22 protein-coding genes are annotated in these 22,086 nt (G+C 65.8%); 6 read left to right on the top strand and 16 right to left on the bottom strand.

The genetic code is table 11. The features are described from left to right. Positions 1-59 precede the first annotated feature (59 nt). On the bottom strand, positions 60-674 hold the full coding sequence (locus tag ABFK29_RS02800) for a ribonuclease D (protein WP_005863911.1): 615 nt from the start codon (positions 672-674) through the stop codon (positions 60-62). Between the two features lie 924 nt (positions 675-1,598). On the opposite strand from ABFK29_RS02800, the gene ABFK29_RS02795 reads away from it, so the two are divergent. Beyond that, positions 1,599-2,288, top strand: a complete 690-nt coding sequence (locus tag ABFK29_RS02795; RefSeq protein ID WP_005863909.1) for a sugar transferase — start codon at positions 1,599-1,601, stop codon at positions 2,286-2,288. Positions 2,289-2,962: 674 nt separating this feature from the next. Here ABFK29_RS02795 and ABFK29_RS02790 read toward each other — a convergent pair. The 4 genes from ABFK29_RS02790 to ABFK29_RS02775 all read right to left on the bottom strand — a co-directional run bounded on the left by ABFK29_RS02790 (position 2,963) and on the right by ABFK29_RS02775 (position 6,920). Beyond that, a complete protein-coding gene (locus ABFK29_RS02790; protein ID WP_005863907.1) occupies positions 2,963-3,778 on the bottom strand; it encodes a hypothetical protein in 816 nt (271 codons plus the stop codon). A gap of 329 nt (positions 3,779-4,107) precedes the next feature. Continuing rightward, entirely contained in the window at positions 4,108-4,659 is a 552-nt protein-coding gene (locus ABFK29_RS02785; RefSeq protein ID WP_005863904.1) for an NADPH-dependent FMN reductase, read from the bottom strand. A gap of 139 nt (positions 4,660-4,798) precedes the next feature. Then, complete coding sequence (locus tag ABFK29_RS02780; protein WP_040605227.1) at positions 4,799-5,470, bottom strand: OmpA family protein; 672 nt, start codon at positions 5,468-5,470, stop codon at positions 4,799-4,801. Positions 5,471-6,026: 556 nt separating this feature from the next. Beyond that, positions 6,027-6,920 carry a sulfotransferase domain-containing protein gene (locus tag ABFK29_RS02775; protein ID WP_005863900.1) on the bottom strand — a complete coding sequence of 298 codons (894 nt, stop codon included), beginning with the start codon at positions 6,918-6,920 and terminating at the stop codon, positions 6,027-6,029. Positions 6,921-7,099: 179 nt separating this feature from the next. Between ABFK29_RS02775 and ABFK29_RS02770 the strand changes: the two genes are divergently transcribed. Continuing rightward, positions 7,100-7,408, top strand: a complete 309-nt coding sequence (locus tag ABFK29_RS02770) for an SH3 domain-containing protein (RefSeq protein ID WP_005863898.1) — start codon at positions 7,100-7,102, stop codon at positions 7,406-7,408. A 16-nt stretch (positions 7,409-7,424) separates the two neighbouring features. On the opposite strand, the gene ABFK29_RS02765 is transcribed toward ABFK29_RS02770, so the two are convergent. Both ABFK29_RS02765 and ABFK29_RS02760 read right to left on the bottom strand, forming a co-directional pair. Next, on the bottom strand, positions 7,425-7,916 hold the full coding sequence (locus ABFK29_RS02765; RefSeq protein WP_005863896.1) for a heme-degrading domain-containing protein: 492 nt from the start codon (positions 7,914-7,916) through the stop codon (positions 7,425-7,427). A gap of 74 nt (positions 7,917-7,990) precedes the next feature. After that, positions 7,991-8,833 carry a methylated-DNA--[protein]-cysteine S-methyltransferase gene (locus ABFK29_RS02760; protein ID WP_005863894.1) on the bottom strand — a complete coding sequence of 281 codons (843 nt, stop codon included), beginning with the start codon at positions 8,831-8,833 and terminating at the stop codon, positions 7,991-7,993. Positions 8,834-9,024: 191 nt separating this feature from the next. On the opposite strand from ABFK29_RS02760, the gene nth reads away from it, so the two are divergent. The 3 genes from nth (at position 9,025) to ABFK29_RS02745 (ending at position 12,165) form a co-directional block, all read left to right on the top strand. Beyond that, a complete protein-coding gene (gene nth / locus ABFK29_RS02755; protein ID WP_040605058.1) occupies positions 9,025-9,669 on the top strand; it encodes an endonuclease III in 645 nt (214 codons plus the stop codon). A gap of 142 nt (positions 9,670-9,811) precedes the next feature. Next, the gene (locus ABFK29_RS02750) at positions 9,812-10,801 is read left to right on the top strand and encodes an adenosine kinase (protein WP_005862762.1); all 990 of its coding nucleotides are present in this window, start codon (positions 9,812-9,814) and stop codon (positions 10,799-10,801) included. Between the two features lie 176 nt (positions 10,802-10,977). Beyond that, the gene (locus tag ABFK29_RS02745; protein WP_005862760.1) at positions 10,978-12,165 is read left to right on the top strand and encodes a S8 family serine peptidase; all 1,188 of its coding nucleotides are present in this window, start codon (positions 10,978-10,980) and stop codon (positions 12,163-12,165) included. Positions 12,166-12,168: 3 nt separating this feature from the next. Here ABFK29_RS02745 and ABFK29_RS02740 read toward each other — a convergent pair whose 3' ends face one another. From ABFK29_RS02740 to ABFK29_RS02710, 7 genes are all read right to left on the bottom strand, one after another. Further along, positions 12,169-12,774 (bottom strand): pyridoxamine 5'-phosphate oxidase family protein, encoded by a 606-nt coding sequence (locus tag ABFK29_RS02740; RefSeq protein WP_005862759.1) that lies wholly within the window; start codon positions 12,772-12,774, stop codon positions 12,169-12,171. A 1-nt stretch (position 12,775) separates the two neighbouring features. Further along, complete coding sequence (gene polA, locus ABFK29_RS02735) at positions 12,776-15,580, bottom strand: DNA polymerase I (protein ID WP_005862757.1); 2,805 nt, start codon at positions 15,578-15,580, stop codon at positions 12,776-12,778. 81 nt (positions 15,581-15,661) lie between these two features. Next, the gene (locus tag ABFK29_RS02730; RefSeq protein WP_005862755.1) at positions 15,662-16,501 is read right to left on the bottom strand and encodes a hypothetical protein; all 840 of its coding nucleotides are present in this window, start codon (positions 16,499-16,501) and stop codon (positions 15,662-15,664) included. A 42-nt stretch (positions 16,502-16,543) separates the two neighbouring features. Then, positions 16,544-16,723 (bottom strand): zinc-finger domain-containing protein, encoded by a 180-nt coding sequence (locus ABFK29_RS02725; RefSeq protein WP_005862754.1) that lies wholly within the window; start codon positions 16,721-16,723, stop codon positions 16,544-16,546. A gap of 114 nt (positions 16,724-16,837) precedes the next feature. Continuing rightward, positions 16,838-17,494, bottom strand: coding sequence for a TIGR02117 family protein (locus tag ABFK29_RS02720; RefSeq protein WP_005862752.1), 657 nt, complete (start codon positions 17,492-17,494; stop codon positions 16,838-16,840). A 3-nt stretch (positions 17,495-17,497) separates the two neighbouring features. After that, positions 17,498-17,869 carry a histidine triad nucleotide-binding protein gene (locus ABFK29_RS02715; RefSeq protein WP_040605055.1) on the bottom strand — a complete coding sequence of 124 codons (372 nt, stop codon included), beginning with the start codon at positions 17,867-17,869 and terminating at the stop codon, positions 17,498-17,500. 794 nt (positions 17,870-18,663) lie between these two features. Next, positions 18,664-20,241 carry a DUF5928 domain-containing protein gene (locus ABFK29_RS02710; RefSeq protein ID WP_005862748.1) on the bottom strand — a complete coding sequence of 526 codons (1,578 nt, stop codon included), beginning with the start codon at positions 20,239-20,241 and terminating at the stop codon, positions 18,664-18,666. A gap of 144 nt (positions 20,242-20,385) precedes the next feature. On the opposite strand from ABFK29_RS02710, the gene ABFK29_RS02705 reads away from it, so the two are divergent. Further along, positions 20,386-21,204, top strand: coding sequence for a sulfotransferase family protein (locus tag ABFK29_RS02705; RefSeq protein ID WP_040605041.1), 819 nt, complete (start codon positions 20,386-20,388; stop codon positions 21,202-21,204). A 13-nt stretch (positions 21,205-21,217) separates the two neighbouring features. Here ABFK29_RS02705 and ABFK29_RS02700 read toward each other — a convergent pair whose 3' ends face one another. After that, positions 21,218-21,442, bottom strand: coding sequence for a DUF2798 domain-containing protein (locus ABFK29_RS02700; protein WP_005862744.1), 225 nt, complete (start codon positions 21,440-21,442; stop codon positions 21,218-21,220). A gap of 7 nt (positions 21,443-21,449) precedes the next feature. Further along, positions 21,450-22,034, bottom strand: a complete 585-nt coding sequence (locus ABFK29_RS02695) for a DUF1285 domain-containing protein (protein WP_005862742.1) — start codon at positions 22,032-22,034, stop codon at positions 21,450-21,452. Positions 22,035-22,086 lie beyond the last annotated feature (52 nt).

Below are 22,086 nucleotides of genomic sequence, written 5' to 3'. Positions count from 1 at the left end.
CGAAGACGGGCAGATTGGAGGCGGGCAAATCGAAGGCGGTTAGGTCAGGCATGGTCAGGTCAGGCATGGGCGAAGATATCCGTGTCGGGCCAGCCGGCGAGGTCCAGCTTCGCCCGTGCCGGCAGGAAGTCGAAACAGGCCTGCGCGATCTCCGTCCTTCCTTCGCGTTCCAGCATCGCGTTCAGGGCGGTGCGCAGCCGGTGCAGGTGAAGCACATCCGAGGCGGCATAGTCCTTCTGTGCGTCGGTCAGAGTCTCTGCCCCCCAGTCCGACGACTGCTGCTGCTTGGAGATATCGACGCCCAGCAGTTCCTGCGTCAGGTTCTTCAGCCCGTGGCGGTCGGTATAGGTCCGCACCAGCCGGCTGGCGATCTTGGTGCAATAGACCGGCGCGGCCAGTGCGCCGAAGGCATTGTACATAGCGGCGATGTCGAACCGGCCGTAGTGGAACAGCTTCAGCACGTCCGGGTCCGTCAGCAGGCGGGAAAGGTTGGGTGCCTCGGTCTGACCCCGTGCCACCTGCACCAGGTGCGCGTTTCCGTCTCCCGCCGAAAGCTGCACGACGCACAGCCGGTCGCGGTGCGGGTGCAGACCCATCGTCTCGCAGTCGATGGCCACCACAGGGCCGAGGTCGAGGTTGTCAGGCAGGTCGCCCTGGTGCAGTTGATTGGCCATGTCGGCGCGCGCCCCCGCGTTTGAACTCTAAGCGACATATCCGCAGGCCGGAGGTCTTTCAACTGAGCCCCCGGCCGAGGCCTGCCACAATTCACCCCTGAAAACTTGGGTAAATGGCGGGCGAGGGGCAGATTCGGGCGGAAATGGGGCCGTTCTCGGGTGCGATTCGGGCACCCTTTCTCACGCATTTCGGGCCCTTGTAACATTCCGTGATCAAAACCGCTCTCCCGGGAATTGTTTTTGCCCCCTCGTTCACGCGTGTGCGACAGATGCTCGGTCAACTGTGCGTTACCACCCCCTTTCAGCGCACAACCGGGGGTTTGACCGGGGGTCAAGTTTCCAGATGGGAAACGATTTCCCTATCCAACCGGCCTCTACGCCGCAAAGCAGAATGACAGTATCGCAAATCCGCATATATTGACCGGATTATTGTCAACCTATGACGCTCAATCGCGTCATATTCGTCCGCGAAATTTGACCTATCCTTTTGCGACGTAAGCCCCAAAAAATACCACTTCGGTGATACTCCTTTGGATATCACGCAACCTAATGGTGTAGACGAAATCATGCGAAATTTCGGGTGATTTTCGGTGCTCAGCGACGCCCCAATACAACCAAAAAGTGTGCGAAAAACCCTTTGTTGACCGGAATTTAGCCCAGGGGCATAAGAGCCCTGTCGCGTGGTGCTGACATACTTCTGCCCAGTTCCACTTTTCACGGCACTTGGGGGTTGGTGCTTCCACTTTGGGAGTTTTCGGGTACGTCTGCTGCGATCTGCCTTGATATTTTGCTGGTAATCTAACCGTCGCCCGAAAGGGCCCGGCGTCGTGCAACGCGCATTCTGCGCGGCGGCGAAGCTTTGCCGAAATTCAAGATCACGGCCGGTGTGCCTCCCCCGTCCTTCACGACGCACAGGAGGTCAAAATGACACTGCAATTTCGTCAGCCACTGCCGACGGCCACTTTCGAAGCGCTCATCAACGAGACGCTGTTCTGCGATACCGAAGCCACGCCTTACCGCGACGCGCTGAAGCGCGCGCTGGACGTGACGCTGGTCCTTCTGGTGGCACTGCCCGCCGCCCTGCTGACCCTCGCCTTCGCCGCGCTGGTCATGCTCGACGGTCACGGCCCCTTCTACAGCCAGCAACGCGTTGGCCGGAACGGCCGCACCTTCCGCATGTGGAAGCTGCGCAGCATGGTGCCGGACGCCGATGCCCAGCTTAACGCCTACCTCACCGCCAACCCTGAAGCGCGGATGGAATGGGACCTGACCCAGAAGCTGCGCCGCGACCCGCGCATCACCGCGATCGGCCGGATCATCCGCAAGACCTCGATCGACGAACTGCCGCAGCTCCTGAACGTGCTCACCGGCGACATGTCCCTGGTCGGTCCGCGTCCGATGATGCTGAACCAGCGCGAGATCTACCCGGGCACCGCCTACTACTCGCTGCGCCCCGGCATCACCGGCTTCTGGCAGACCTCGGTCCGCAACGAGTCCAGCTTTTCCGAGCGCGCCCGTTTCGACTCCGAATACCTCCGCGAGCTGTCCTTCGTGACGGACCTGCGCGTCCTGCTGAAGACGGTGCGTGTGGTCATCCACGGCACCGGCTGCTGAACACAAGGCCGACCGGCCAACCGGTCGCTTGCGTCTGACGCACCGGGTCCGAACCTCATTCGAGGGGAAGGCCAATCCACCGGCGAAGGCCCGGAACGGTGCAGATCACGCCACATCGTCGGCTCCTGGCCCGCAGCTTTCCTGCGGATCTCCCAAGGGCCGGAAAGAACGGGAAACGGACGACAGCCGCCTGTGCCGGCGGAGGTTCTCCGGCCCGAATGCGGAACGGCCAAGGCCATGGGGGAGCGTCGCCCCCTTGGACCCGGGCCGTTCCGCAGCGCATTCAAGCTCTTCCAATCATTGCATCGACCTTTTGGCCCAGGACGGCCTCCGCCCCCTGAGCCCTGAGCCCTGAGCCCTGAGCCCTGAGCCCTGAGCCCTGAGCCCTGAGCCCTGAGCCCTGAGCCCTGAGCCCTGAGCCCTGAGCCCTGAGCCCTGAGCCCTGAGCCCTGAGCCCTGAGCCCTGAGCCCTGAGCCCTGAGCCCTGAGCCCTGAGCCCTGAGCCCTGAGCCCTGAGCCCTGAGCCCTGAGCCCTGAGCCCTGAGCCCTGAGCCCTGAGCCCTGAGCATGGGGCGACAATTCGCCCGCGCCGGGTCAACCCCATGTTTTCCGAATCGCTTCAGGTTGGAGGGCGGTGGGGAGGGGAAAACACTGACAGGCCGTTAAGCAGCCGTTCACACAGGTTGGCCCTCGTTCACCTCTGCCGTCATGACCTGTCGCCCGTCCGGGCCGCGCACCCACATCCGGGCGCCGTCGCGGCACAGCTCTGCCGTCTCGTACACCATCAGCGCCGAGGTGCCCCTGAACCGGAAGGTCGAGACCGGGGCGGTCTCCCCGGCCCACAGGATCAGTTTCTGTGCCAGGAGAGGACCGTGCACCACCAGCCCGTCATAGCCCTCCACCTCCCGGGCATAGACCGGATCGTAGTGGATGCGGTGCCCGTTGAAGGTCAGCGCCGAGTACCGGAACAGCAGCGTCGGGTCGAAGCGGACCCCGGCAATGGCCGTGGCATCCTCCGGGGCACGGGGCGGCAACGGTCCCGGCTCACCGGGTGCGGCGTCGGCGCGATAGACGAGGTCCTGTGCTTCCCGCACGCAAAGCGTGCCGTCCTGCCAGATCTCATGCTGGAGGGTCACGAAGGCCAGCGGTCCGCTCCGCCCCGTCTTGCGGGACGTGTGGATGCAGGCAGAACGTTTCTCGGAAAGCCGTCCGGCGCGCAGCGGGGCGAGGAACTCCAGCGCTCCGCCCGCCCACATCCGGCGCGGCAGGCCGAAATCCGGGATCAGGTCGTCTCCGACCGCGGGATGACCATCGCGGCCCAGGGCTTCGGGCGGCCGGGCGTCCCAGAAATAGATCTGGTGGAAGAAGGGCGGGAGCGGCGTCCCCTCGGCGAACGTCGCGTCGATCCCGAGCGTTGCGGCCAGAGCCCCGGCGCGCGCCGGGTCCAGCACGTCCGTGCGGATCAGTTGAGAGGTGGGGGTGTCCTGCATCGGCGGCTCCTCACCCCCGATTAGCGAGGACTGCCGTAGGCGTCCAGAGGTGGGGCAAGGCTGTCGACGCCCGTGCCCCTGCTGGCCGTCCGGATGGGTTCACCCATGCGACCTGTGCGGGCATGCGGATCGCGCCATTGAATGCAGACCGGGGTTTTCCTCTCCGACGCGGCGCTTCAGCCTTTCGAATGCCGGGCACATGGAAAACGGGCACATGGACGACGAGCGCGCGCCTTTGCGCGTCGTCCGTATCCCTGCAGGCCGTGTTGCGCGCCGCGCGCGCCGTCTTTGCCCTTGCTTCACACGGATGTGCCGCGACGGGGGCCCATTCAGCCTTTGCAGGCCTCGGCCAGCCTGCGCAGGTCTTCCATCAGCTCGGTCAGCAGCTTGATCCCGGCCTCGTCTGTCAGGTGGCCGTTCTCGTCCCACTTGGTCGCGGTCTGGCCGACCATGACCTCCGGCCCGGGCAGGAGGTGCGGGCGGAAGGCGTTCAGGCAGAGCCGCGCCTGTGCCTGCGAGCGCGGCCCGCCCGCCATGCCGGAGGCGGCAGAGACCAACGCCACGGGCTTGTCCCGCCACGGGTTGCCCTCGGCCCTGCTGATCCAGTCCAGCGCGTTCTTCAGCACGCCGGTGATGCCCTTGTTGTACTCCGGCGAGGCGACGATCACGGCATCGGCTGCGGCGATCCCTTCCGCGGCCTTCCGGACTTCTGCCGGGATGCCGGGACCGTTCTCGATATCGGCGTCGTAGAGCGGGAAGCGCAGGTCCAGTTCGGTGTAGTCGGCCGGGCCGAAACGGCGGGCGGCCTCGTTCAGCAACAGGCGGTTGGTGGAAGCGGCGCGCAGGGCGCCGCAGAGGCCGACAAGCTTGAGATCGGGCATGGTGTCTCCTGTCTCGGGTTTCGCGGCGGAACCCCCGCGAAGATTTGCTATCGCCTCACAACATAAACGAAAAAGCGCCGCGGCAAGGCCACGGCGCTTCGGAAGGGCATTGCGGCGCCCCTCAAAAATGAAAGCGGGATCAGACCGCGTTCGGCAGGATAACGATTTCCACCCGGCGGTTCTGCTGCTTGCCCTGCGGCGTCAGGTTGGACGCGATGGGCTGGTCCTCGCCGCGGCCGATGACCTGGATGCGGCTGGAAGGCACGTTCTGCGCGAGGAAGACGTTGGCCACGGCCTGGGCCCGGCGCTGCGACAGCGAAAGGTTGTAAGCCGCGTCGCCATCGGAGTCGGTGTGGCCGATGATCTGGGTGGTGGTGTTCGGGTAGCGCAGGACGGACTGGGCCACGTCCTGGATGTCGCCCAGCAGGCCGCCGCTGAGGGTGGCGCTGTCGGTGGCGAACAGGATGTCCTGCGGCATGGTCACGATCAGGCGGTCGCCGGTGTTGCGGATGTCGACCTGCGAGCCAAGCTGCTGGCGCAGTTCGGCTTCCTGCTTGTCGAGCTGGTTGCCGATGGCGGCACCGGCTGCGGCACCGATCAGGGCGCCGGCCAGAACGGAGCGGTTACGCTCGCCCACGTCGCCGTTGCCGGCGGCCAGACGACCCGCCACGGCGCCGGTGGCTGCCCCGGCGAGGGCGCCGGTCTTGGCCTGACGGTTCGGGTCGTTCTCGTCGAAGAGACCGCCGCCGGTGGTGCAGGCGGACAGGCCGAGCGCGGCCACGGTGGAAAGAAGGATGGACGAACGGATCATGATGTCTCTCATTGCCTCTCGTAGTTTCTGGTGCGCCTTTCGCGGGCGCGTTGTTCTCCTGAAGGCTTAATGCCACAGCAGAGAGCGAGGTTCCCGAGAAAATCCACTGTTGGTGCGGCAGGCGGCGGCAAATTGCCACCGAACCTGACGGTCCGGAAGGTTTCGCGGCGAAACCTTATTTATTAACATACGGTTAACCATGCACAGAGGCCGATCACAGCCAACCCGGCGAGGCTGAAACGACCTGTCGCAAGCGCGCGTGTGGGCTTTCGTTATGGTTAGGAGACCCGGACAACCGCCTGCCCCGGCAACCCGCAGCGATCGGCAGGTGGCTGATCTTCGCTGTTGGAATCGGGCGGGAACGGCGCATCGCGATTGGCAAACGCCCATCACCGCACGGAAATCCGCGGGGAAGCCCCGGGCGAAAGCTTGCCGTCCGATGCGCGCACAGACCAATGCCGCAATCGGCGACTGGTACGCTGCCACGTTGCGGACGAGGCAAGTCACCCCAAGGGTTTCGGAAAAGGGCCGCGCATCTGCGTTCGTTCAAAGCGCCTCAACGAAGATGGCCCGACCCGGCGCCCGATCCATGTTCCAGCCAGGCGCGGTCTTCGGGTGACAGATGTGCCTCCATCATGGCGTTGTAGGCGGCGAGGTCGTCGTCGCTCAGGATGCTGTGCCACTGACCATTGGCGCCCCGGTGGAAGAAATCGGAATCCGATTTCATGAAGCCCTTGCCGCCGGAGGGCGCGAAACGGGCGGCGTTCCGCTTCATGTTGTCGAAGGACGCGGCCCCGATCAGGCGCGCCGTCAGCGGTGCGGGGTGCGACGTGCCAAGCATGCCCGCCACCCTCTCGAAGGTCGCCGCGAGGTCCCGCTTCATGTCGGCGTAGTGGAACAGCGCGACGTTGGGCCGGTCGGCCAGCGCGCGCGCGGATCCGTAATGCCTGAGGATATGCGCCAGCGGCACGGCATCGCAGTCGAACCCGTCCGGCGCACCGTCAAGGAAGCTGCGGAAGGTGCGGCCCCCTGTATCGTTCTCGGGATACCAGTCCTCGAACCACGGCACAGGAATGTTGCGGACGTGTTTGCGGAAGGACATGTGCACGTCCAGCGGATGCCGGAACACACAGATGTACTGCGCCCGATCGTCCAGCGGCAGCCCGTCCAGCGGCGTGTGGCTTTTCATGCTGCGCCGGTGCGTCATCGCGTCGAGCCGCCCGGCCACCTCTGCCAGGTCGCGATGCCTGATATCGACCCAGGGCATCCGGATCGACAGCTCCGTTTCGACCTCCGGATCGCCGGAGAGCAGGAGCGCGACGATGGTCTGCATCCATGTCGTTCCGCATTTCGGCGGGGTCACGACGATCACGTCGTCGGGCCGGAGGGGGACAGCCTCCCAGCGGCGGCTGTCGGTCAGCGGGCCGAGGTAGTGTGTGCGGCGGGTCATGGCGGTCCGGTCCGTGCGGGCGATGCGCCATGGTGGAACGGGACGGGCCCTCTGTGCAACGGGTTTGACGCCGCGCGTGTATCCCGGCCCGTTTGCGTTTCGGCATGGTTTCCAGCGGCCCGTGGCCGGGCTAGACTGGTGGCAAGACCAACAAGACGACATCGAGCAGGAGTAATGGCATGCGCAAGGCGATCCTTGGGGCGATGGTGCCCGCCGTGGCGGCGGCGCTGGTTCTGGCGGGGGCGGTCCCCGCAGCGGCACAGTGGCGGGAACGCTACGAGGTCTTCGGCGTCGAAGGCGACGACATGCTGAAGATGCGGGAAGGTCCGGGCACGGGGTATGTGGTGATCGTCGGCCTGCCGAACGGCACGGTGGTGCGCGTGCTGGACTGCCAGCGCACCGGGGCGACCAAGTGGTGCGAAGTGGGACTGGACCGGGCGATGGGGCTGAGGGGCTTCGTCTCGCAGGCGTATCTGCGCAAGAGGTGAGGTACGGCCTGCCGGGTCAGTCAGGTTGTGGCAGCGGGATTTCCGCGATGCCAAGGTGGGCGGCGAGGGTCGCGGCGGCAAGCTGGTGATCCTCGATGGAGGGCAGGCCGGAGACGGCGATGGCAGCCACCACGCCCATGCCCCCGACCGTGACCGGGAAGCCGCCGCCGTGGTCGACGAAATCTTCGTAGGCGAGGCCCGCGTCGGGCCACTGCACACGCCCGGAGCGTTTCAGTTCCAGCCCGACCCGCATGGAGGATTTCCACGTCCGGAGCACGGTGTTGCCCTTGCGGCGGCCCCATTCCTCGTTGTTGGGCGTCGCACCGGGGAGCGTGGCAAAGAAGAAGCGGCGGGAGGTGGCGCGGATCTCGATCGAGACGGGGGCGGCGATGGCCCGCGCGCGGTCGCGCAGCGCGCAGCCGATGGCAAAGGCCGTGTCCTCGTCGAAGGCGGGGAGCACGAGGGCGCGCTCCTGCTGCTGGATGGCGGCGATCAGGTCGTCTGGCATGGCGCTCCTCCTGCGGGTGGGGCGGAGTTTAGGGGCGCTGGCCGGGGCCGCAAGGGGGCGCCTGCTGGGGCCGGTCAGGCTTCGAGCCGCGCGGATTCCCAGGCGAGCAGCGCGCGTTTCACCGGGATACCCCAGTGGTAGCCGCCCAGCCCGCCGGACTTGCGCAGCGCGCGGTGGCACGGGATCAGGAAGCTGATCGGGTTGCGGCCCACGGCGGTGCCTACGGCGCGCACGGCCTTCGGATGGCCGATGGCCTCGGCGATTTCCGAATAAGTGGTGACGTGGCCGGAGGGGATGCGCATGAGCGCTTCCCAGACCTTGATCTGGAAGGGCGCGCCGATGAGGAAGAGCGGCACCGGCCCCTCCGCCTGCTGGCCGAAGGCGGCGGTCGCCCAGGGGCGCAGGCGCATGGGGTCCTCGACGTAGGTGGCTTTGGGCCAGCGTCCGGTGAGGTCCTGCATGGCGTGCTCTTCGGTGGTTTCCGCCGAGAAGGCGATGCCGCAGATGCCCTTGTCGGTGCCCATGACGAGCGCCGGGCCGAAGGGGCTTTCGAACCAGCCCCAGTAGATCGTGAGCCCCTGCCCGCCGCGTGCAAAGTCGCCGGGGCTCATCGCCTCCCACCGGAGGAAGAGGTCGTGCAGGCGGCCACCGCCGGAGAGGCCGGTGGCGAGCGCGGTTTCCAGCGTGGTGAAGCGGTCCTGCAGAAGTGCCTTGGCGTGACCGAGGGTGAAGTACTGCTGCAGGCGCTTCGGCGAGACGCCCGCCCATTGGCTGAAGAGCCGCTGGAAATGCGCCGGGGACATGCGCATCTCGGCCGCGAGCTGGTCGAGCGTGGCCTTCGGGCCGAGGCGGTCCACGGCTTCGATGGCGCGGGCCATGACGTGGTAGTGGTAGCTGTCGGTGTCGTCCCTGGGCATGGCTCTGGCTCCTTTGCGGGGAGGATAGCGTGGCGGGCCGGGGCTGCGCAGCCCGTTTCTTGCGCTTAAGGCCGGGGGTGGAGGGGGCGCTGCCCCCGCCTTCGGCTCCCCCGAGGTATTTTTGCCAAGATGAAGGGCGGCGGGCTGGCGCGGTGCTTGCGGGCCGGCGCATGAGCGGGCATGACGGTTTCATGGCCAGGCAGATGGATTATCACACTTTGCGCGAGGTGTTCTCGCGCTTTCGGGCGGCGGAGGCCGAGCCGAAGGGCGAGTTGAACCACGTGAACGCCTATACGCTGGTGGTCGCCGTGGCGCTGTCGGCGCAGGCGACGGATGCGGGCGTGAACAAGGCGACGGCGGGGCTGTTCGCCGTGGCGGACACACCCGAGAAGATGCTGGCGCTTGGCGAAGAGGGGCTGATCGACCACATCAAGACGATCGGTCTGTTCCGCAACAAGGCGAAGAACGTCATCAAGCTGTCGCGCATCCTGGTCGATCAGTACGGCGGCGAGGTGCCATGTTCGCGGGCGGCGCTGGAATCGCTGCCCGGGGTGGGGCGGAAGACGGCCAATGTCGTGCTGAACATGTGGTGGCATTACCCGGCGCAGGCGGTGGACACGCATATCTTCCGGGTCGGCAACCGGACGGGGATCTGCCCCGGCAAGGATGTCGTCGCCGTGGAGCGGGCCATCGAGGACAACGTGCCGGTGGATTTCCAGCAGCACGCGCATCACTGGCTGATCCTGCACGGGCGCTACATCTGCGTGGCGCGTAAACCGAAATGCAAGGCATGTCTCATAAAGGATCTCTGTCCCTTCGAGGAAAAGACCGCATGAGCCTTTGCCTGACCCCGCCCTCCGGGCGGCCCCTGGTGCCGGGAACCGCCCGGCCCCCATCCGGGACGGCGCGCGCGCTGCGTGCCGCCCGTTCCGTGCACGGCCCGGACACGCGGATACCATCCTGCAGGAGCAAGACCTCATGAAGAAGTACCAGGTTGTCGGGATCGGCAACGCGATCGTCGACGTTCTGACCCGGGAGAGCGACAGGTTCCTCGACCTGATGGGCATCCAGAAAGGCATCATGCAACTGGTGGAGCGCGAGCGCGCGGAACACCTTTACGGCGCGATGAAGGAGCGGGTGGAGGCGCCCGGCGGGTCGGTCGCCAACACGCTGGCCGGGATCGGGGCCATGGGGCTGCGGACCGGGTTCATCGGACGGGTCCGAGACGATGCGCTGGGCCGGTTCTATGCCGATGCCATGGCCGACGACGGCACAGACTTCGTCAACCCGCCGGTGGCGGGCGGCGAGCTGCCGACGTCCCGGTCGATGATCTTCGTTTCGCCGGACGGCGAAAGGTCGATGAACACCTACCTCGGGATCTCGGCCGAACTGGCGCCGGAGGATGTGTCCGAGGCGGTTGCCGCGGAGGCGGAGATCCTGTTCCTCGAAGGCTATCTCTTCGACAAGGACAAGGGGAAGGAGGCCTTCCTGAAGGCGGCGCGGTCCTGCCGCGCGGCGGGCGGCAAGGTCGGCATCGCGATTTCGGACCCGTTCTGCGTGGAACGGCACCGCGCGGATTTCCTTCGGCTGATCGAGCACGAGATGGATTTCGTCATCGGCAACGAGGCGGAGATCCGGTCACTTTACGGCAACGAGAACCTGGAGGCCGACCTGCAGGCGGTGGGTGCGATCTGCCCGCTGGTGGTCTGCACCCGGTCCGGCGACGGCGTGTCGGTGCTGCAGGACGGCACGCGCACGGATGTCCCGGTGGAGAAGATCGTGCCGGTGGATGCCACCGGGGCGGGCGACCAGTTCGCGGCGGGTTTCCTTTACGGTTTGGCGACCGGACGCGACATGGCCACTGCGGGCCGCATGGGCACGGTCGCGGCGCGCGAGGTGATCGGACACATGGGGCCGCGCCCCGAGGCCAACGTCATAGGGCTGTTCCGCCAGAAGGGCCTGGTCTGAGGCTGCCGCGCGAGGCGGGGCGTGACGGGCCGGTGCCTGGCGCAGAGTGGCGGGCCTGTTCCACGCAGGTGTGACGCCATTCGGCATCATTTTTAACGCGCCATTCACGCGGACATCGTTCCTGTGGATGGCGCGCGGATGTAGCCTTGGGACAGAGATTTTGCCCCGGGGATTTGATGTCCAGATTCATCGTGCTGCGCGACAGGGCCGACAATTGGCGCCGGCCGGCCGTGCCGCTGAGCGCCCCGGTGGCGCCGCGGTTTCCGGAGGCCGCATCCGATCCGCAGATCGAATCCGTCGACCTCGACCCCGCCGGGCTGCGCGACCTGATGCGCGACCGGAGCTGCCTGACCGTGGCTCCGGTGATGCCGACCCGGATCGTCAACCCCGAGCCGCTGGACGACCTGAGGGCGGAGGACGCGGTGCCGGGCTGGGGCTTGCGCGCGGTGGGCGCGGACTGGACCAATGCCACCGGGCGCGGCGTGCGGCTGGCGCTGTTGGACACCGGGCTCGACCGCAAGCATCCCGCCTTTGCCGGGGTGCGGTTGACCACCAGGGATTTCGTCGGCACCGGCGTGGGGGATGCGAACGGCCACGGCACGCATATGGCGGGCACGATCCTCGGACGGGATCTGGGCGGCACCCGGATCGGGGTGGCACGCGGGATCGAGGATCTGTTCGTCGCCAAGACGTTGGCGGACAGCGGCATGGGCCGGTCGGACTGGTTCATGCAGGCGGTGCTCTGGGCCGCCGGGGCAGATGTGGACATCGCGGTCTTTGCGCTGAGTTTCGACATCGCCGCGCAGGTGGAGGCGCTGACCGCCGACGGCTATCCACGGGTGCAGGCCAACACGGCGGCGGTGAACGCCTATCGCGGCAACCTGCGGATCTTCGAACTGGTGATGCAGATGATCTGCGCCGCGAAGGGGCCGCTCATGCTGGGGGCCATCGGCAACGACAGCCTGCGGGTGATCTCTCCGGATTTCGAGACCGGCCCGGCGGCGCCCGCGGCGGCCCGGCACGTACTGGCCGTGGGCGCCTGCGGGCCGGGACCCGAGGGGATGGAGCCCGCCGTCTTTTCCAACGCCGGGCCCGCGCTGGTGGCGCCGGGGGTGGGCATCATCTCGGCCAGCCTGGGCGGGGGGTTGAGGTCGCTGAACGGCAGTTCGATGGCGGCGGCCCATGCGGCGGGGGTGGCCGCGCTGTGGGTGGAACAGATGCGCGGCGAGGGCGAGACTGTCACGGCGCAGAGCCTTGCGGCCAAGCTGATCGGCACGTCGACGCGGAACGGGCTGGTGCCCGGGCAGACCATTCTGGATTGCGGGCACGGGCTGATCCAGGCGCCGAAGGGGCGGCTGGACTGAGTTTCAGGACCCGCTCAGGCGCGCGCGAAGGGCCTGCACCTCGGCCTCCAGTTCGGCGATGCGGTTGTCGCGTCTGGCGATGTTGGCGGCGACGTCCTCTGCCTCGAACCGCTGGGGGATGTGCTGCGGGCAGTTCACGTCCCAGGCCGCGACGTCGATCAGCAGGGCGCGGTCGGCGCGGGCGCCTTCGGGGCGAAGGCGGGCGACGGTGGCCGGATCGTCGGTGACACGGGCGTTGCCCCAGATCTTCACGCGCTGGCGGTGCATGTAGTCGATCAGGAACAATTCGACCCTGGGGTTTTCCGACAGGTTGCCGAGCGTGACGTACTGCCGGTTGCCGCGCAGGTCGGCCATGCCCAGCGTGCGGCTGTCGAGCACCCTGAGGAAGCCGGGCGCGCCGCCGCGGTGCTGGACGTAGGGCTGGCCGTCCGCACTGGCGGAGGCGAGGAAGAAACTGCGTTGCCGGGCGATGAACGTCTCCAGGTCGGCAGAGATGTCGATCGGCCATTCCGCCTGTTCGAACATCCCGCGCGAGCCGAGGCGGCGCTGCATGTCCTGCACGGCGGGTGAAAAGACCAGCCCGTCGGGAGAGCGGTCGAAATCGCCCATGTCAGTGCGCCTCGGCCCAGTTCGCCCCCTGCCCCGCATCGACCACCAGCGGCACGTCCAGTTTCACCACCGGATCGCAGGCGTTCTGCATCACCTCGCGCGCTACGTCGATCAGGTCGCCGGCGGCGCCGTCCTCGACCTCGAAGATCAGTTCGTCGTGCACCTGCAACAACATCTTCGCCGGGAGCTTCGCGATGGCGTCGGGCATCCGGACCATGGCCCGTCGGATGATGTCGGCGGCGGTGCCCTGAATCGGCGCGTTGATCGCGGCGCGCTTGGCGAAACCGGCACGCGGCCCCTTGGCGCCGATTTCCGGCGTGTGGATGACACGGCCGAACATTGTTTCGACCCGCTTGTGTTCGTTGGCGAATTTCACAGTGTCGTCCATGTACTGCTTGATGCCCGGGAAGCGCTCGAAATAGCGGTCGATGAAGCCCTGCGCCTCGGCGCGCGGGATGCGCAGGTTGCGGGCAAGGCCGAAGCCCGAAATGCCGTAGATCACACCGAAGTTGATCGCCTTGGCCTGACGGCGGATGTCCGGGGTCATCTCGTCCAGCGGCACGTTGAACATCTCGCTCGCGGTCATGGCGTGAATGTCCAGACCGTCGCGGAAGGCCTGCTTCAGCGCGTCGATGTCGGCCATGTGGGCAAGGATGCGCAACTCGATCTGGCTGTAGTCGAGCGAGACCAGCGTGTGCCCTTCCGGCGCGACAAAGGCCTCGCGGATGCGGCGGCCTTCCTCGCTGCGCACGGGGATGTTCTGCAGGTTCGGATCATTCGACGCCAGCCGCCCGGTGTTCGCTCCGGCGATGGAATACGACGTGTGCACACGGCCCGTATCGGGGTTGATGTGCTCCTGAAGCGCGTCGGTATAGGTCGACTTGAGCTTTGACAGTTGCCGCCAGTCGAGCACGCGGCCCGGCAGATCGTGTTCGGTCGCAAGGTCTTCGAGCACATCCGCAGGGGTGCTGTACTTGCCGTTCTTGCCGCGCTTTCCGCCCGGCAGGCTCATCTTCTCGAACAGGATGTCGCCAAGCTGCGCGGGGGAGCCGACATTGAACTTCTCACCCGCAAGCGCGTGGATCTCTTCCTCTAGCTCGGCCATCTTCTGCGCGAACTTGCCGGACATGCGCGACAGGGTGGCGCGGTCCACCTTGATGCCCCGCATTTCCATCGCCTTCAGTACGGGCACCAGCGGACGTTCCAGCGTCTCGTAGACACGGGTGACATGCGCGCGGTGCAGCTGCGGCTTGAAGGTCAGCGCGAGGCGCAGGGTGATGTCCGCATCCTCGGCGGCATAGCCCGTCGCCTTGTCCAGCGGCACCCGGTCGAAGGTGATCTGGCTTTTGCCGGTGCCCAGCAGGTCCTTGATCGGGATCGGCGTGTGGGCAAGGTAGCGTTCCGACAGCGTGTCCATGCCGTGCTGGTGTTCGCCGCCATGCAGCGCGTAGGACATCAGCATGGTGTCGTCGATCGGCGCGATCTCGATCCCGTAGCGGGAGAAGATCTTGGCATCGTATTTCATGTTCTGGCCGATCTTCATGACCGACGCGTCTTCGAGCAGAGGCTTCAGCGCATCGAGCGCCTGCTGCATCGGGATCTGGCCCTCGGCCTTGGCGTCGGAGGCGAAAAGCCCCTCGCCGCCGTCCTCGGCCAGGTGGGCAAGCGGGATGTAGCAGGCTTCGCCCGGGGCGACCGCAAGCGAGATGCCGACTAGGTCGCAGAGCATTTCGTTGAGGCCCGTGGTCTCCGTATCGACGGCGACGGTGCCGAGGTCCATGGCGCGGGCGATCCAGCGGTCGAGCGCCGCCATGTCCTGCACGCATTCGTAGGCGGCGGGGTCGATGGCAGGCCAGTCCGGCGCGGCGTCCGGCGTTTCCTGCTGTTCGGGTTCGGGGATGGCGGGCGCCTCCACCCCGGCGTTCTCGGCGATCCGCTTCGTCAGCGTGCGGAACTCCATCTTCGTCAGGAAGGCGAGCAGTGTGTCGGGATCGGGTTCCTTCACCTCAAGATCGTCGAGGGTGAAGGGCAGATCCATGCCGCAGTCGAGCTGCACCAGCTTCTTGGACAGTTCGATCTGGGCGCGCTTCTCGATCAGGGTCTCGCGGCGCTTGGGCTGCTTGATCTCGCCCGCGCGGTCCAGAAGCTCTTCGAGGGAGCCGAACTCGTTGATCAGGAGCGCGGCGGTCTTGATGCCGATGCCGGGGGCGCCGGGCACGTTGTCGACGCTGTCGCCCGCCAGCGCCTGCACGTCCACGACGCGTTCCGGACCGACGCCGAATTTCTCCATCACGCCTTCGCGGTCGATGCGCTTGTTCTTCATCGGGTCGAGCATTTCGACACCGTCGCCGACAAGCTGCATGAGGTCCTTGTCCGAGGACAGGATCGTCACCCGCCCGCCGGCCTCGCGCGCCATGCAGGCCAGCGTCGCCATGATGTCGTCTGCCTCGAAACCCTCGATCTCCTTGCAGGCGATGTTGAAGGCTTCGGTCGACTCGCGGGTCAGGGGGATCTGCGGACGCAGCTCTTCCGGCATGGCCTCCCGGTTGGCCTTGTAGTCGTGGTAGAGATCGTTGCGGAAGGTGTGGCTGCCCTTGTCGAAGACGACGGCGACGTGGGTCGGCGCGTCGGGGCCGGTGTTGTCCTCAACGTAGCGGTGCAGCATGTTGCAGAAACCCGACACGGCACCGATGGGTAGCCCGTCGGACTTGCGGGTCAGCGGCGGCAGCGCGTGGAAGGCGCGGAAGATGTAAGCCGATCCGTCGATCAGGTGCAGATGGCAGCCCTTGCCGAAAGTTTCCGCCATGTTGTCGCCTCCTCTGGATCTCCGGAGGGGTTTGCCACGTTGCGCGGGCGCGTGCCAGCCCTTCGCGGGGTCATCGCCCCGTCAGGAGATGCCGAAGAACCTGTCCTGCCAGCGCAGCGAGCGCCCGCCGCTGAAAACGCCGAACCGGTCGCGCATGTAGCTGACACATTCGAGGTTCGCCGCCATGCGGTTGAACCCGCCGAATTCGTAGTCGCACAAGGCGTCGATGTTGCGCACCGCGGTGCCGTCGACCACGGCGCTGTTCTCGATCTCGCGCCAGTCGACACCGGTGGGCACGATGGGGTGGCCGTTCTTGAGGTAGATGCCCGACAGCCAGACATCGTCGACCGTCCAGAGCACGTCGGGAATGTCGAAAGCGGTCTCGTCGACGAAACGCGGCTTGATCAGCACACCGCCCATGCCTTCGGCAATGTCGGGCACGTAGCCGCCGGCACGCAGCGGGCGCCACTGCCCGAGGGACAGCGCGCGACGCATCTTGTAGGCAGAGCCCTTGCCCTTCCAGCGTTCAAGGCTTTCCCACTTGAGGGTGGAGCGCCAGCGGTCGGCGATCACCGCGTCGGGATGCCTGGCCGAGGTTTCCGTGAGGCGTGTCAGCCAGTCGGGGTCGTAGGTGTAATCGTCGTCGCAATAGACAAGCAGCGCGTCCTGATCCCGGTAACGTTCGACCGTCGGCAGGATCTTGGTCGCCGGGCCATAGTCAGACTCGATCACATGGACGTCCAGCCCGTCCGGCAGGCCCGCGGGATCGAGCGTCCCGAATTCGGGTCGGCGATAGGTCCGGGGGACGTTGATCTCGATTGCGTCGGGCCGGGTGTTCTGCGCCAGCAGGCTGTTGACCGTGCCGGACAGGTAAGGGACGCGCGACGGAATCGTCGTCAGGGAAACGATGAGCTTGCTCAAATATGTCACTCCGGAGTGCGTCAGGGCGAGGGGAGCGCCCGCTCAGACCTTGCCTTCGAAGTCCTTGTGCACAAGCTTCGCATCGCAATAGGGGCATTCGACATAGCCCTTGTCTTCCGGGATCTGCAGCCAGACCCGGGGATGACCCAGCGCTGCGCCACCGCCGTCACAGGGGACGCGGTAGGCCTGAACGATGCGTGTTTCGGGGGCTTGCGTGGTCATGGCGATCCCTCTTGGTCGATGGCAGATGGCTTTGGGCGTTATGGTCGAACACCGGCGCGGGGGCAAGATGGCGCCGCAGCGCGTGGTTGATGCAGGATCACCGGTGTTGCCGGATCAATCAACCTGGAAACGGGACAGGGACAGCGTGACGGCAAAGGGCGTGGGCGTCCACAGCCCGAAGCGAATGCCGGCCCGCTCCAGCACCTCCGCGACCCAGACGTTGCAGGTTCTGAACAGGTGAAACCGGCCCGTTGCGGTGAAAAACAGGTCATATGGTCCGAATCCGGCGTCGGGTACGGGATCGGGCGCCGGGGCGTAATGGAGAATCGCGGCGCGCAGGCGGTCGTACTCCGCCGGGGTGAGGCGCAGGGGACGGGCGCCGCTGTCGTCGTCCAAGGCCCCTGCGACCGAGACATGCAGCACTGAAGCGTCGCCGGTGACGGCGTGCCAGATGGTCGCGGCATCGAGGTCGGCATAGCTTTCGGTGGCGGTGTAAAAGGCCCGCGCGCCCCAGCCGACGACGATCCAGTCCACCCGAGGATCGGACAGCGGCACGCCCGCGCGCTCGGCAAAGCCGAAGGCTGCAACGGTTTCGGCGTCTGCGGGCAGCAGGAAGTCATAGTGGATCGGCCCCGAGAGCAGCCAGACGGTCACCGGCCCGTCGCCGCCGCCCGTCCGGCCATTGGGCCAGAGCGCCCCGGCCACTGCCGCCAGAAGGTACAGCCCCACCAGCGCGGGCGGCACAAGAAGGAGCCGTCCGCGCCGTCTCATGCCTCAGCCGGCAGGTTCGAGCATCCGGCCCAGCGCGCGCCCGCCAAGGATGTGGACGTGCAGGTGCGGCACCTCCTGCACGGCGTTTTCGCCGGCGTTGGAGATCAGCCGCCAGCCGTCGGCCTCGACCCCCTCCATCTCGCAGACCTTGCCGACGGTGCGCACGTAATCGGCGATCTCGGCGTCGGAGGCGTTCTGCGCGAAGTGGTCGAAGGTGACGTAGGCCCCTTTCGGAATGACGAGGATGTGCAGCGGTGCCTGCGGGCGGATGTCGCGGAAAGCGAGCGAATGCTCGGTCTCCAGCACCGTGTCGTTCGGGATCTCGCCGCGAAGGATCTTGGCGAAGATATTCTGGTCGTCGTAGCTGTAGGCCATGGGCGTCATCCTGCGGTATTCGGTTTGCCGCCATGAAGGCGGAAAACACGGGCCGGTGCAAGATGGGGACACTTCGCAGGTTCCGGACCGGCACCGTGCATGAGCGCGGCAGTCGCCCGGGAGACCGGCCCGGGTCTGCGGTCCGGGGCGCGGCGGCGTGCCGGAGGCGTCGGGGATGCGGTCGTCCGGCCAGAGGTAGTAGGCGAGGCTCATCCAGTTGCCGCCGATGCCGCCGGCCCGGTTGTTCAGCCCGCCACAAGCGTCGGACTTGCAGGAATAGACAAGATCCATCCCCTGCCCGGCGAAGTCGTCCTCGTAGGCGCGCACCGCCGCGAAGGGCGAGACATCGGGCGCCAGAAGATAGACGTTGCGCGTGCGGGCGCCCTCGGCCACCAGCGAATCGTCGGGAGACACGACATAGACGTTGTTGCCGGTCCTGCCGTCGCGTTTCATGAGTTCGCTATTGGGGTATTCCGCCTGGTTCAGCGGCGTTGTCAGGTGGCTGACGATGACGGCTCCGGGCAGGCGGCCGACGATATCGCTGTCCGAGGATCCGGCCACATCCGCGACGGGCAGGCTTTGCGCGTGTCCGGACGTTGCGAGGGCCGCGCAAAGCGTTGCGATCATGAGAAGGGTTTTCAATTCCAATCTCCCTGTCTGGGGTCAAATACTCCTTAACAATCTGGAAATGAGAACGGGGAACCGCCCAAAGCTTGGCGGCGCAAGGGTCTTCCGGCAAGTCAGGTATCACGGAGGTCGGCGCCGGTTGCCGCCTGACGGTCCGGATCGCCCGTTCAGTCGGCGAAGAGGTGGTCGTGCCGCACGATGTCCTGCGCCACGCTTTCTGGCACGGTCAGGAATTCGGCCACGGCGCGGGCGCTGACCTCCATCGGGTCGATCTCGCGCATGTGGTTGAGATACTCGAACTCCGCGTCCCGGATGCGGTCGCTTTCGTGGATCATGTCGTTGCGCACGGTGGGCAGGAGCCGCTCGATCGTCTCGCGCGGGGTGCGGGCACCGGCGAGGCCGACGCGCATCGCGTGGCCGATCAGGTAATCGTCCGAAAACTGGCACTCCACCTCAAGGAAGCGGGTCGTGGACCGGTCGCGGCCGAAGTCCTCCAGCAGGTCGAGGTTGGCGGGGTCCATGCAGACCAGCAGGCGGTCGGTGTCGTAGTAGTCGAACAGCATCCGCATCAGCGCGCGGCGGTGGCGGTGGCGCTTGCCCATCGTCGACTGGATGCCGCCGAGATCGGGCAACGGGCAGCTTTCCTCGTTGAACAGGTACTCGACGCAGGGGACGTTGGTCATCTTGCGGATACGTTCGACCAGCCGCTTTGCCACGTGCCATTTCTTGCACACGACGATCAGCAGTTCGCGCTCACGCCCCAGCGAGCTTTCCGTTTCCCAGAAGCGCGGCGCGAAACGGCGGCCGATGCGACCCTTGCCGGACAGGAAGTTGAAGAGCGAGCGGCCCTCGTTCGAGATCTGGAATGTCACCCCTTCCGAGGAGAAGAGCACGCCCAGCCGGCGCTTCAGCTCCAGCGCCTCCGGACTGATCTTGCGGGCGAAGAGAAAGTCCTGGCTCAGCAGCAGATCGTAGTGGTCGTTGTAGAAGACCACCGGCATCCCGTACTCCGTGAACATCAGGAAGGTGAGCGTGCGGCTCTCGATCTCCTTGTCGGGGACGAGGTGGCGAACGAGGGTCTGAAAGAACGTCTCGTCCGGAATCCACGTGGTCGAGAAGAAGCGCATCACGTCGCGCCGTTTCTTTGCGAAGTCGAGGATCCATTCGATGGTGCGCCGCCGCAGACACCACCATTGCGAGCCGATCATCACGTCGATGTCGGCAGGAATCGGGCGCGTCAGGCCAAGGCGCTGCTGAAGGTTGAACATCGCGTAGAAGCGTTTCTTCTGCGTGCGTTCGTTGAACCAGTGGCGGTAGACCAGCCGCTCTTCCTTCCAGCCGGTCTTGATCCAGTCGGAATTGAAGTAGTCGAAGCTCTCGATGAAGTCCTTGTCGTGCCGGTCGAGGAAGTCGTGGGCGTATTCCGCCGACTTGATCGCCATGCAGTCGCCCGAGAGCATGTAGAAATGCGTGGCACGCGGGAAGGCTTCGACCGCCGCGTCCACCGCCTGCAGCGTGGCAGCGACCAGGGACCATTCGCCCCAGCCGCATTTCAACCGCTTGCCCGCGAAGGTGACGTTGGGATTGTCACGCAGCGCGGCGCGGATCTTGGCATAGTCTTCGGGCCTGGCGCGGGCGTCGAAATGGATCGACATGTAGTCGCCCGCCGCAGTCAGGCTTTGCGCCTGGCGGATGATCGCGTCCGGCTCCTTGTGGCACAGGAGTATGAAGGCAATTTTCGCCATTCAGTAAACGGTCTGCCCTAGTTTTGCCCGATTGTTTATGTTGATAGATGTGAACGGACGCTGAATAAACCTGCTTTCTTTGAATTTTGAAAGCGGGTTAGACAGTCCGCAGAAGAAAACGACAGACGGACCGAGGCAAGAGGCATGGGCTTTCCAGGCACCTGGATGACCGAGAGCGAGAGCGTTGTGTACCGCGTGGTGCCGAAGTGCGCCTGTTCGACCATCGGCCAGATCATGTATTATTCCGATCACGGCGAATTCTTCGACGGCGACATCCACGATGCCACGTCGGGGATGCACAAATGGGCCATCGCGGACAGCCAGCCGAAGATCAAGGCGAACGTGAAGACGCGCACGTCCTACGCCTTTACCTGCGTGCGCAACCCCTACACCCGCATCCTGTCGTCCTTCTTCGACAAGATCTGCGGCATCCAGCGCAACGGGAAACGCTACCGCGGCAACCTCGTGCCGTTGCTGATCCAGAAATACGGGATCGAGGTCGGCGGCGAAGACGGCAAGGAAGACTTCGACCAGATCCGCAGCTTCCGCCGGTTTCTGCTGTTCGCCCGCGACACCATCCGCTGGCGCCGCCCGATGGAGCCGGACATCCACTGGTCGGCGGTGTCTGGCCATGTCTCGACCTTCATCGTCAACGGCGGACGATACAACAAGATCTTCTGGACGGAGGCGTTCAACGACGGGATGCAGGAGGTGCTGAACCACATCGACACCCCGCACGCCATCGACCTGAACAACATCCCGCGCTTCAACGAAAGCGAAGGCCACGGCCCGAAGCGGGCGCACCCGGTCGAGGATTACTTCGACGACCTGTCGATGCATCTGATCTACGAGATCTATAAACGCGACTTCGAACTGTTCAAATACGATTTCGAGAACCCGGGGAACAAGATGCCGGTGGGCGAGATCGACCTCGACGAGGTGCACGCCAAGCTGGGCGACTGACGCGCGGACGTCGTCAGCGCCGGGTGTTGCGGTCCACGAAGCGGCGCACGCGCGGCGCGATCAGCAGGACGGCGGGAAAGGCGATCATCCAGGACGAGGCCCAGGCGCTCATCCACAGGAAGAAGAAGTCGGCGGGCAGGCCCACGGCCCGCAGCGTCGCCACGCCCGACACGAGCAGCGACATGAAGCCGGAGAGCAACAGCCCGAAGATCACGGGCGCCAGTCTGGGATGAATCATCTGCGGGTCAGCCTTCGGGCAGTTCGTCCGAGGGGATGATCCGGAAGAATTCGCCGGAAGACCAGAGGCCGAACCACCCGTCGTGGTGCGTCCCAATGTCCACGAGGCGGTAGAAACTTTTCCGGTCGATCAGCGCTTCGAGATTCGCGCGCACCAGGACATAGGGCGAAGGTTCGCCGGTTTCGGGGTCGCGGGTCACCCGGATGGGATGGTCCGGCCCCGCGACGGCGGTGTCGCCGACATGCGTGTGGAACGTGAGAAGCTGCGCCTCGCCGCTGCCCTCGGCGGTGAAGTCCACCGCCACGAAGGGCGCATCGTCCACGGTGATCCCGACCTTTTCGACAGGCGTCACAAGGAAATAGTCGTCGCCGTCCTTGCGCAGGATCGACGAGAAAAGCCTTACAAGTTCGAAACGGCCGATGGGCGTACCAAGGTAGAACCAGGTCCCATCGCGCGCGATGCGCATGTCGAGGTCGCCGCAGAACGGGGGATTCCACTTGTGGACAGGCGGAAGACCCTTGCCCTTTTTTGCGGCACGGGCGGAGGCGGCGATGCCATCGGCGGAGGGAGTCACGAGATTTTGTGTGCTCATTGCTTTTGCCATTAAGCTGCCAGAGGATACATTCTGAGCAAGAGTATAGTCC

This window comes from Sagittula stellata E-37, assembly GCF_039724765.1.
GTDB lineage: Bacteria > Pseudomonadota > Alphaproteobacteria > Rhodobacterales > Rhodobacteraceae > Sagittula > Sagittula stellata.
Note: the sequence above shows the minus strand (reverse complement) of the source record. Positions and strands in the feature narration are given on the sequence as shown.